Here is a 9401-nt window from a genome sequence, read left to right as displayed (position 1 = left end):
GTTAAACCTCGATCAATTTAATCGTGATCACATACGGAAAATCCGCGCCAGGATCGGCGATCGGATACAGCGGCGCCGCCGCGATCGCCGCTTCCGGCGCGAAAACCACGTTGAAGCTGCGCCCATCGGCCAGCGCCAGGACGAACTGCCCCGGCACCTCGCAAGCCAGCACGCGCAGCGCGTCGACCGTGGCGCGCGGCACCCAGGTGCCGGCATCGCCGGCGAGCGTGATCGGCCGCCCGGCCTGACGCTGGCCGACATCGACGATCAAGGCGCCGGTCAGGGCGTATTCGGTCTTGCGCACGACGGTGGGCCAGGTGAATTCGTCGGTCCACACCAGATCGGACGGCAGCGACACCGACCCCAGCAAATGCTCAGACATTTACCGCCTCCCATTGTGTGCCGGTCCAGAGCTGCCGAGCCCGCCCGTCGGCGTGCGCGATGCCGGTATCGATCAGGACCTTCCAGATCGCGCGGAAACGGCGGTCTTTCTTGGCCAGATCCCGGACCCAGGCGATCGCCAGCGGGCTGCGCGGGCGCTTGGCCCATCCCAGAGGATCCGCAGGGCCGCTCATCATCCGGACACATACCGTTCACGCAGGTGGGTCAGCACCCCGACCAGCGCCTGTGCCGACGCCTGGCTGGTGGTGTTGACACTGGCGCTGGCACTGCCAATCTGGATATTGACCTGATGGACCGACCCCACGCTGGCCGATCCTGCCGACCCGGACTGCTCGGCCAATTCCTTGGCGCGCGCCTTGGCCCGCTCCACCGATCCGGCGTACTCGGTCAGATAGCCCTCGGTCGAAATCGCCGAGACGGCTTTGAGCTTGTCCTTGAGCTTCGCCATTTCCTCGGCGAAGAGGTCCGAGTAGACGCTGGCAAAGGCTTTCACGGCTTCGCCGGTGAGGCCCATCGAGCGCCCCACGGTTTCGTTGTCGATCCCCTGCGTGCTGACCGAGCGGTTGATCAGGCCGGCCGCCTGGTCGGTTTGCGAGGTCCGTCGGTTGGCGTAGTAATCGCTGATTTCCGCCTGCGTGAAATTGGCCGCCTGGAGCTGCTGCACGGATAACTCCTGCCCCCCACCACCGCCGCCACCCAGCGACGACGGCCGCTGCTGTTGATCCCGCAGCCGCTTGATCTGGTCCGCGGTCAGCCCAGAGGCCTGCCCCAGTTGTTCCATGTCCCGCGTCGCGCCGCGAACGCCGGCGCCCATCTCGCCCGCCGATTGCCCGGCAAAGCGCATGCTCTCGGCCAGCTCGCGCGTGCGTTTGGCCACCTCGTCGGCAATTTGCGCTTCCACTTCCTTGACGCGCGCGCTAGCTTCCAGGGCGTCGAGTTCGAGCTTTTTGGCGTCGGTCAGTTGGCCGGTCGCAATCAGTTGTTGCCGGGTCGCCTGAACTGCGGCCAGATCCGCCGCCGCTTGGGCGTGTTTTGCTCGGGCCACCAGTTCGGCGAGCTGGATTTCGAGGCGTTTCATTTCGAGCAAGGCATTCAGGGCGCCGCGCTCATCGCCATGCGCGCGCGCCACGTCGAGAATCGTTCGCTGCTGTTCGATCGCCAGGCGGACGCCGGCCTGCGCGATACCGAACTGCGCCTGCTCGGCCGTGCTTTTGGCCTGAATCTGTCGAACCGTGTCGGACAGGGCATCGCGATACAGCCGGCTCGCCTGCCCGGCCTGGATATCGGCGGCTTCGAGCGCTTTGGTGACATCGATGCCCGCCGCCTTTTTCTGGCGCAGATCCTCCAGGGCAGCCTGCGCGCGTTCGTAGGCGGTTCGCAGCTCGTCGACGCGCCCGGCGTTATTGGCCCAGGCGGCGGCCTCACTCTCGGCCTGCGCGGCGACCGCCGCCGAAGCGCGCGCCTGCCCCTGCGCCTTGTCCGCGTCGGATTGCCGCAGGTCGACCACCTTTTTGAGTTCGTCGATCTGCTTCTGCTGCTGCTCGGTGGCCTTCCCTTTGGCGCCGATTTCGGCCTCGATCGCCGCCAGCTCCCGCTGCGCCAGCGTTAAATCGGCTTCGCGCTGCGTCGCCACCTGCCGCAGCGCTTCGGCATTTTTCCGGCTGGCCTCGGCCTTGGCGTCCAGTTTCTCGACTTCGGTTCCGAAGGCATTGGCGAGTTCGACCGAGGCCGCCGTTTGCGCTTTGGTGGCCTCGGCGTCGGCGATCGTCTGCTTGGTCAGCTTCTCGGCCGCCTCGCCCAGCTCGGCGTAGGTCACCTTGATCTTGGTCAGGTGCGTGCCCGCGCCCTGCGCCGCGGTGCCCAGTTTGGCGGTCTCGGCGGCGGCCGCCGTATGCGCCCGCGCCGCCGCGAGGGCGGACTGCCCCGCCTGATCGAGAGTCGCGGCCATTTGCTCGTTGTGCAATGCCGCCTTGACGAGCTTGTCGCGCGCCTCCTTTTCCACCTCGGCAAACGCTTCTTTGGCGCGCTGGCTGAACCCGGACAGGGTGATGTCGCCATTGGCCAGGGCCGCAAAGAAGATCCCGATGTCCTTGCCTGCAGCCACGATCATGGCCGAAGAGGACACCAGAACCACCTCCAGCGCGGACAGCGCCGTCTTGAGCCCAGTCACCACGCCGGCGTCGCCGATCGTCTGGAACATCTCGGCGACCGCGTTCCGGAAGTGATTCCAGCGCTGCGTCAGCGTTTCGGTCTGCGCGCCCAGCTCGCTGGACGCGCCATAGAGGGTATTCAATCCCTTGGCCAGCGCCGGAAACAGTTCTTCGGAAGTCAGCTTTCCGGTCTCGACGAGCTTGATCAGTTGCTCGGTCGTGATCCCGAATCCGTCGGCGGCCGCCTTCAGGGCGCCCGGCAGCGCTTCGCCCAGTTGCCCACGCAGTTCCTCCATCGAGACCGCGCCCTTGGACGCCATTTGCGACAGCGCCAGCAATGCGTTTTGCGTTTCGGCCGAGCTTTTGCCGGCGACCGACATCGCGTGCGCTACCGCCTCAAACACCTCCCGCGTCGCCGCGCCCTCGACCGCCGACCCTTTGGTCGCGGCCGTCAGCCCGGCATACGCCTTGCCGACCTCGAGGATCGGCAGCCCGAGCCGGTCGGCGACGTCGTGCACATAGGCCATCTCTTTGGCGGAGGCCTGGCTCGACCCGGCGACGGCGGTGAATGTTCTCGATAAATTCTCGAGTTCGACGTTGACCTTGAGGAACTCCCGCGCCAGCTCGACCCCGGAAAACGCCAGCCCGAGCTTGCCCATCACGCTCGTCAGCCCATCGGCCTGGCGCGCTACCTGGCCGATGCTGCCCGGCACGCCATCCAGCTCGGCGCGTAGCGTGCGGATGCGCGCCTGACCGGCGGCAAAGGCGCGGTCGAACTGCTCGCCGGTGACGTCGCTGCTGCGCGCCAGCCGCTGTAGCGCCTGGTTGATTTCGAGGAGTTCCGCCTGGATGCGATCGGCCGAGCGAATCCCGAGGGTGGCGAAGGCCGCCTGTACCTGGTCGGTGGTGCTGCGCGCCCGCTGCCCGGCGGCGCTGACGCCATCGAGGGACTGCGACGCACCGCGAACGTGTTCCCCGGCCCGGTTCGCGGCCGCGGCCAGATTCCCCAGGCCATCGCCCGCACTGCGGGCGCCCGCGCCGGTCGAATGCGCCGCCGCCCCCAGCGCCGCAATGCCGGCGCCGGCGGTCCGGGCTTGCGCCCCCGCCGCCTGCTCGGAGGCCGTGAGATGGTCCACAAAGGACTGCAGGGCGTCGAGTTCATTGCCGGCCTGGTTGACCTCGGAGGCCATGCCCTGCGCGGCGCCACTCAAGGCGGTGATCCCCGCACCGGCGGTCCGGGCCTCGCCGCCGGCGTCGGTCGCCTGCTCGCCGAGCTGGTTTACCGACGCGGCGAGTTGGTCGACCGCCTCCCGGCCGGTGACCCCGGCGGCAATATCGACGCGTAATCGCAGATCGTCGGACATGGTCGGGGATAGGGGCTAGGGGATAGGGGGTAGAAAGTCTTACGAGGTGAGCAGATCGACCTGGAACGGCTCGGTTTTACCAGCCGGGGTCTTGAGCCGGCCCTTCAACTGGATGTCGCCGAAGTCGTTCGGCGTAAAGTCGAAGCCCGATTCGGGAGCCAGAACGGCTTCCCAGACCGTGCAGATACACGGCAGGCTGTCGGCGTAGTTGATGCCGTCGAGGATGAACTTGGCCCGCACCTGCGCCTGCGTGGCGCCGGCGATGCGCGTACCCGCCGAGGTCTGATAGTTGGCCGTGACCTTGATCGTCGCCCCTTCCAGGATCGCGCCGGTGCTCAGCACCTTGACCAGACCGAGCCGGTAGTTGATCAGGTAATCGGTGCCGAGCACGTAGGTCGGCGTGCCCGAGGTATGCGTGACCGAAAGCCCGGCGACCGCGAGATTCACCTTGCTGACCGGCACCCAGTAATCGCGCTTGGCGACGATGGCCTCGGCGGTGATCGAGCCGCTGCCCTGCGTGAACGCGCTCTGCGTGCCGAGCAGCGCGAGCGTGACGCCATCCTTGTTGAGTTCGGAGAGGGTCACGGACAGGTCGGCCGGCTTCTGGATGGCGACCGATTCAATCACCTGGCCATACGTCGTCTTGCCCTTGGAGACCTTCTCCTTCAGTTCGGTGTTCGGCTTGATTTCAAACTTGCTGACCTCGAAAGGCCCGGCGAGGCCGAGAGAAAGGCCGGTGGCCGGGTCGACCCGGTCGATGTACAAATCTCCGGACCCCAAAAAAGCGCGTGATGCCATGGTGTGGTCTCCTGGTTAAGAAAGGATTTACCGGTCGGACTCGATCACCTGTTGCGTGGTGATCGCCAGCGGGTAGAACAGCGTGCCGGACAAAAAGACCGGCGCGGGCGGCGTGGCCAACAAGATCGGCGTGAATTTCGCCGGCGGCGTCCAGCCCAACAGACTCTTCAACAGCGCTTCGGCCAACGGTGCCGCCGCCGCCCGCGCCGGCGCGCCGCTGCCCGTGCGGGCGGCAGACTTCACCGCCAGAATCACCAGCCAGCGCGTTTCGATCCGCACCGCGCGCCGGCTTCGGTTCGCCTCGACCACCTGATAGCCGTCGTACGCCACAAACACGCACGGCGCCGGCTTGCCCGATTTCTCGATGTCTTCGAGGTCGCTCATCGGGTACACCCCGAGCAGGCCGGGCACCTCGCCGAGGCGCTCGACCAGCGGCGTTTCCAGCGTCAACATGCCCCGCTCACGACCGGGCGAACAGGCGGGGGTTGCTCACCATCTGCGCCAACCCCGAACTGGCCGGGGTCGCCAACCCCAGTTGCAGCGTCCCGGCGGCGATTTCCCGCAGCACCCGCAGCGCATTCTGATGGCGGTCCTTGACCATGTCCGGCGCCGCGTCCGGATACAGCGCATAGCGCGCCAGGTCGCAGCACAGGCCGACCAGCAACGGCGGCACGCTCGGCAGCGGCAAGGCATAGCGCCCCGTCAGATAGCCGTCGATGGTCGCGCCGGCGTCGTCGAGCACGCGCGCCACCACCGTCGCGTCCACGTTGGTGCCGCTGGCGCGGTCCGTCTGGTCGATCAGCTCCTGCTCGCCGAAGCGGGTGACCAGGTCGGCGAGCGTGGCGTAGGGCATGTCAGGCGACCGTCGGCGAAATCAGGTAGCCTGCGGTCGCCCCGGCAATGACCGGCGCCACTTCGTCGGTCACCGGATAGACCCACGACTTGGCGGGCCGGTCCTCGTACGGCACTTCGACGATCGGCGCGCCGCGCAGGCGATAGGTGTAGCCGTAGCTCGGCACGCCCAGGTCGGCAACCGAACCGATTTCGGTCACCGCCAGCACCGCCGTCTTGCCCCAGACATCAGTCAGCGTGCCGGCAGCGTCGGCCCACACCGCGCCGCCGATGACCACCTTCTGCAGGCCGAACAGGCTGGCTAGCAGTTCGACGGTCGGAATGTCGCGGCCGGTGTACTTGATCCGATCGATAATCTTGCTATGCACGCGCAGAGCGCGCGCGGTCTTCGCCGAAATCACCAGGGTGTTCGGGTAGCGGCCGGTCTGCGTGCGGATCGCCTCCTTGCCGGTTTCGATGTCGCCAATCGGGTCCGAGGCGCTGGCGTCGGACCACAGGGTAGTTCCGGTCAGGCCGACGTTCTTGTTGCCGGCGGCGTAGTTGGCCGCCGTCGTCGCGAGATCCGCCTGTGCCTTTTCCAGGTTCAGCGCCACGATGCGCTGCACGCGGATCACCGCCAGGCTGGCCTGGTCGATGCCCGGAACCGCTTGCGATTCCTGCTGCAGCTCCCACGGCACCACGCCCTCGAGGGCGTACTGGCTGAGCGCGTAGGAACTGCCGCTGTAGCCGAAGACCACCCGCTTGGTATCGGCGCCGGGAGCGCGCGCGCCCGAATAGAGGTAGAAATCCTCCTTGCCGAAGGTCACGATCTTGCCGCCGCGTTGATCGACGGGCACATACGGGAACAACTCGCCCCCGACCAGTTCGGGGTTCTTGTAGCCCTGCGCGACGGTCGACAGGACCGGATCAATCACACGCGCCTGGCTGGGGGTCAATTGCGGCATGGGGGTTTCCTTTCAGGTAGAAATCTCCCCTCCCCCCTGGCGGGGGAGGGGCTGGGGGAGAGGGGGAAAAGCGCTTACACGGCGTTGGGGATCAACAGCACTTCGATGAACTGGCCGGCGGCGGTCGCCGCTTCCAGCGCAATGCCGATCTTGGCGCCCGAGGTGACCCAGTTGATGGCGCGCCCGGAGGCGTCGGACTTGACCGTGGCCCCGGCGGTCACCGCGGCGCCGGATTCGACGGTGGTGGTGCCGAGAATGTCGGCCGGGATCTTGTCGCCCGAAACGGCCGCGGTATTGGCCACGCCGAGCGTATTGACGTCGGCGCCGGCCTGCGCGCCCGCGGGAGTAATGAAGCGGTTGGCGGCAATGGTGCCGGTCGCGGCCACGGTCAGGGTCAGGATGGCTTTGTTTTGGGTGCCCATGCGGGAAACTCCTTGTCAGATCAGGTCAGGATTGCAGGGCGGACAGCGCCTGCGCGTAACTGCAGCGATGGTCGCTGGCGTGCGCCAGGGCGCGCTGATGCAGCGCCAGTCGCTCGGCATCGACGGCATAGCCGGCCATGGGGGTAAAGTGGGTCAGGACCGCGGGGCGACTCGGCGGCTGCCCGGCGGACTGCATGCCGGTCAGCGCGGCGATCGGCTGCGCCTGTTCGAGGTAGGCCGACAACGTCGTGAGCGGCTGGCCGCGCCAGTACGTCTCGGTGGCCGGCAGAATGCGCCCATCGGCCAGCGCCGCCTGCATCAGGGCCGCGTGTTGCCCACCTTCCAGGGCCAAGCGCGCGGCCGACAGTTCGCCCTGCAGCGCCAGATACATCGCCATCGGCACGTACTGCGCCGGGTCCGGCGTCTCGGGTTCGGGTACCCACGCCGCCGACAGCGCCGCCAGCAGGCGACCGCCGAGGGTCAGGCTGGCCGCGGAGAATTCGGGCGGCGGCAGCGTGTCGATCTGCTCGATCAGCTTCTGCAGTTCGGCCGTACAGTCTTCGGCGGTCGCCGTAATGGGTAAGTTCAGGAAGTAGCGCAAGCGGTCGATCAGATCATCCATCGTGGACTCCAGGGTAGAAATCACAAGGCCGCTGAGTGCGGCGGCGACGCGCTCGGCGACCGCCGTCATGCCGTCGAGGCCGGGGGTATTGGTCAGCGCGGCGTTGATCAGGTGCGTCACCTGGCCGGTCTCGCGGTCCCAGGCGAACACCGGCGAGACGTAGCGCAGCTCGTCGGCCTCGACCATCTGGCGCGCGGCGTCGGTCCACTGCACGTCGGTGGCGAACAGCCCGACGCCCTCGACCCATTCCAGGGTCTTGAACCAGCCGGCGGCCGGCGCCTTGAGGCCCTGCTCGGCGGCGAGCAGCGACTGGTGGTGATAGTCGAGCACGTAGGGGGTTTCGCGCGCCGCTGCAGCGGCGATCAGGGTCGCGGCGATGGCGCCGTCGATAAACCAGGCGCTGACCTCGGTCGGCCGCCCGTCGAGCGAGCGAAACTCGCCGGCCGGCAGCAACTGCACCCGCGCGCTGGCCGTCAGCCGGCCTTTTGCGCCGACGAAGGCGCAGGCGGAAAAAGCCCGGTCACCACCATGCGGGCGACCGGGCAAAGCGCCACCTGTCCGTGGAGCGGCGCGAGGGAGGAGAACGGGGAACAGGGAAGGCATGCGTCGCAGTTTGCGCGCGCGCGGGGCGGGGAAAGGACTGGAAGCGTTTCATGTCCGGCGCGCGCTCGCGCGGGTGCGACCATTCGGCGACCCGCCTCTTGCCAAAGGAAACGTCATGCCCGCCCTCTCCGCCTGCCGGAAAAAGCCTCTCCTCCTCCTCGTGGGCGCCGCCCTCTTGTCCACTGCTGGCTGTGCGCTGGTGCCTGCCGCCGTCAGCCAGACCGAAGAAAACGCCGCCCAGATCGCCGTCGCCAGCGCGGAGCGAACGATTTGCCGAGACCTGCCCATCGGAACCTGGTTGCGCCTCTACGGCACGAGCGCCGAACGGCTGGGCGGCTGGCAGCAACTGTGCGCCCACCCGGTGGCGATGCCCGCGATACGGATCAGTGATCAGTGATCGGCTGGCGTACAGTTCCTACAGTTCCTTGCGATTTCTCATTCGCGTTCAGCGGGTTGACCTGCGGGAGCTGAGCCCATCCCGCATCGTTTCATGGCGTCTTGGTAGGCCAACACCCCTTTTTCTCCTGCTGCAAAGAGATCGTAGTAATCGTATTTCCTTGCTGGATCGTTGCGCAGGAACGAGAGGAAGCCATCGATGGTCTGGTCCATTCCAGTGACCAAGTACAGACGGGCTCCACTCAGGCATTCCGGTAAAACGAGTTGTGCCGTTTCCCGACGCACTTCCTGCAACCGGGCAATCGGTCCTGCCAAGGAAGCCCGCGGGGAATTCCCTGCCAACTTCATGGCATCCACCCATTTGTCCTGTTGCTGGATTAGAGCGTCTACAGATTTGTCGTACGCGGTACGTGACTTTTCCTTTTCCAGCTTGGCATCAAACGCGCGCCGCTGTTCGTCGAGCTGCTGTTGTGCCGCTTTAGTCGTCACTTCTTGCTCACGCGTCCGTCTTGCCTCCGCGGCCGCGCGCTCACGGTCTTCGACACTCTCGTGTTTCTGATTGGCCTTCCACCACACCGCGCCAACAAGAAACACCACGATGCCCAGCAGAATCGGTAACAGATTGAAACGTGGTGGCGGCTTGGCGCTCATGCGAATTTCCCCCCGAAAAAACAGGCTATATTTTAACGCCGCACTTGTCCTTTTGCGATGATCGGCGTAGGATGATTCGCACTAAACCTTTGGCGGTAGCGGCTCCGACTGGCTGCCATCGCCGCCCGCTTCTCGCGGGCGTTTGCTTTTTCTGGTCGGGACGAGAGCGCCGAATACAAGACCCGTCAGGGGAATGC

General features: G+C 66.6%; 11 protein-coding genes. 1 reads left to right on the top strand and 10 read right to left on the bottom strand.

What is annotated here, in order from left to right:
* Window position 1: 1 nt before the first annotated feature.
* The 9 genes from V5B59_RS23685 to V5B59_RS23645 all read right to left on the bottom strand — a co-directional run bounded on the left by V5B59_RS23685 (window position 2) and on the right by V5B59_RS23645 (window position 8157).
* The gene (locus V5B59_RS23685) at window positions 2-382 is read right to left on the bottom strand and encodes a hypothetical protein (protein ID WP_332352121.1); all 381 of its coding nucleotides are present in this window, start codon (window positions 380-382) and stop codon (window positions 2-4) included.
* Complete coding sequence (locus tag V5B59_RS23680; protein WP_332352120.1) at window positions 375-578, bottom strand: hypothetical protein; 204 nt, start codon at window positions 576-578, stop codon at window positions 375-377. Before V5B59_RS23680 ends, V5B59_RS23685 begins: the two co-directional genes overlap by 8 nt.
* Window positions 575-3916 carry a tape measure protein gene (locus V5B59_RS23675; RefSeq protein WP_332352119.1) on the bottom strand — a complete coding sequence of 1114 codons (3342 nt, stop codon included), beginning with the start codon at window positions 3914-3916 and terminating at the stop codon, window positions 575-577. The genes V5B59_RS23680 and V5B59_RS23675 overlap by 4 nt, the downstream gene beginning before the upstream one ends.
* 39 nt (window positions 3917-3955) lie before the next feature.
* Window positions 3956-4714, bottom strand: a complete 759-nt coding sequence (locus V5B59_RS23670; RefSeq protein ID WP_332352118.1) for a hypothetical protein — start codon at window positions 4712-4714, stop codon at window positions 3956-3958.
* A 27-nt stretch (window positions 4715-4741) separates the two neighbouring features.
* Window positions 4742-5167: a phage tail terminator protein gene (locus V5B59_RS23665; protein ID WP_332352117.1), complete on the bottom strand. Its 426-nt coding sequence runs from the start codon at window positions 5165-5167 to the stop codon at window positions 4742-4744.
* Window positions 5168-5174: 7 nt separating this feature from the next.
* A complete protein-coding gene (locus tag V5B59_RS23660; protein WP_332352116.1) occupies window positions 5175-5567 on the bottom strand; it encodes a gp436 family protein in 393 nt (130 codons plus the stop codon).
* A gap of 1 nt (window position 5568) precedes the next feature.
* Window positions 5569-6510: a major capsid protein gene (locus V5B59_RS23655; protein WP_332352115.1), complete on the bottom strand. Its 942-nt coding sequence runs from the start codon at window positions 6508-6510 to the stop codon at window positions 5569-5571.
* Window positions 6511-6584: 74 nt separating this feature from the next.
* Window positions 6585-6932, bottom strand: coding sequence for a DUF2190 family protein (locus V5B59_RS23650; RefSeq protein WP_332352114.1), 348 nt, complete (start codon window positions 6930-6932; stop codon window positions 6585-6587).
* A gap of 25 nt (window positions 6933-6957) precedes the next feature.
* Entirely contained in the window at window positions 6958-8157 is a 1200-nt protein-coding gene (locus tag V5B59_RS23645) for a phage protease (protein WP_332352397.1), read from the bottom strand.
* A gap of 115 nt (window positions 8158-8272) precedes the next feature.
* Here V5B59_RS23645 and V5B59_RS23640 point away from each other — a divergent pair, with 115 nt between their 5' ends.
* Window positions 8273-8554 (top strand): hypothetical protein, encoded by a 282-nt coding sequence (locus tag V5B59_RS23640; RefSeq protein WP_332352396.1) that lies wholly within the window; start codon window positions 8273-8275, stop codon window positions 8552-8554.
* Window positions 8555-8592: 38 nt separating this feature from the next.
* On the opposite strand, the gene V5B59_RS23635 is transcribed toward V5B59_RS23640, so the two are convergent.
* Complete coding sequence (locus V5B59_RS23635; RefSeq protein ID WP_332352395.1) at window positions 8593-9204, bottom strand: hypothetical protein; 612 nt, start codon at window positions 9202-9204, stop codon at window positions 8593-8595.
* Window positions 9205-9401 lie beyond the last annotated feature (197 nt).

The organism is Candidatus Accumulibacter contiguus (genome assembly GCF_036625285.1).
Taxonomy (GTDB): domain Bacteria; phylum Pseudomonadota; class Gammaproteobacteria; order Burkholderiales; family Rhodocyclaceae; genus Accumulibacter; species Accumulibacter contiguus.
This window is presented reverse-complemented; position numbering and strand designations above follow the sequence as displayed.

Excerpts from the sequence above, each read along its gene's own strand:
- V5B59_RS23685 (WP_332352121.1), bottom strand. The coding sequence starts at position 382 with ATGTCTGAGCATTTGCTGGGGTCGGTGTCGCTGCCGTCCGATCTGGTG.
- V5B59_RS23680 (WP_332352120.1), bottom strand. The coding sequence starts at position 578 with ATGATGAGCGGCCCTGCGGATCCTCTGGGATGGGCCAAGCGCCCGCGC.
- V5B59_RS23675 (WP_332352119.1), bottom strand. The coding sequence starts at position 3,916 with ATGTCCGACGATCTGCGATTACGCGTCGATATTGCCGCCGGGGTCACC.
- V5B59_RS23670 (WP_332352118.1), bottom strand. The coding sequence starts at position 4,714 with ATGGCATCACGCGCTTTTTTGGGGTCCGGAGATTTGTACATCGACCGG.
- V5B59_RS23665 (WP_332352117.1), bottom strand. The coding sequence starts at position 5,167 with ATGTTGACGCTGGAAACGCCGCTGGTCGAGCGCCTCGGCGAGGTGCCC.
- V5B59_RS23660 (WP_332352116.1), bottom strand. The coding sequence starts at position 5,567 with ATGCCCTACGCCACGCTCGCCGACCTGGTCACCCGCTTCGGCGAGCAG.
- V5B59_RS23655 (WP_332352115.1), bottom strand. The coding sequence starts at position 6,510 with ATGCCGCAATTGACCCCCAGCCAGGCGCGTGTGATTGATCCGGTCCTG.
- V5B59_RS23650 (WP_332352114.1), bottom strand. The coding sequence starts at position 6,932 with ATGGGCACCCAAAACAAAGCCATCCTGACCCTGACCGTGGCCGCGACC.
- V5B59_RS23645 (WP_332352397.1), bottom strand. The coding sequence starts at position 8,157 with ATGCCTTCCCTGTTCCCCGTTCTCCTCCCTCGCGCCGCTCCACGGACA.
- V5B59_RS23640 (WP_332352396.1), top strand. The coding sequence starts at position 8,273 with ATGCCCGCCCTCTCCGCCTGCCGGAAAAAGCCTCTCCTCCTCCTCGTG.
- V5B59_RS23635 (WP_332352395.1), bottom strand. The coding sequence starts at position 9,204 with ATGAGCGCCAAGCCGCCACCACGTTTCAATCTGTTACCGATTCTGCTG.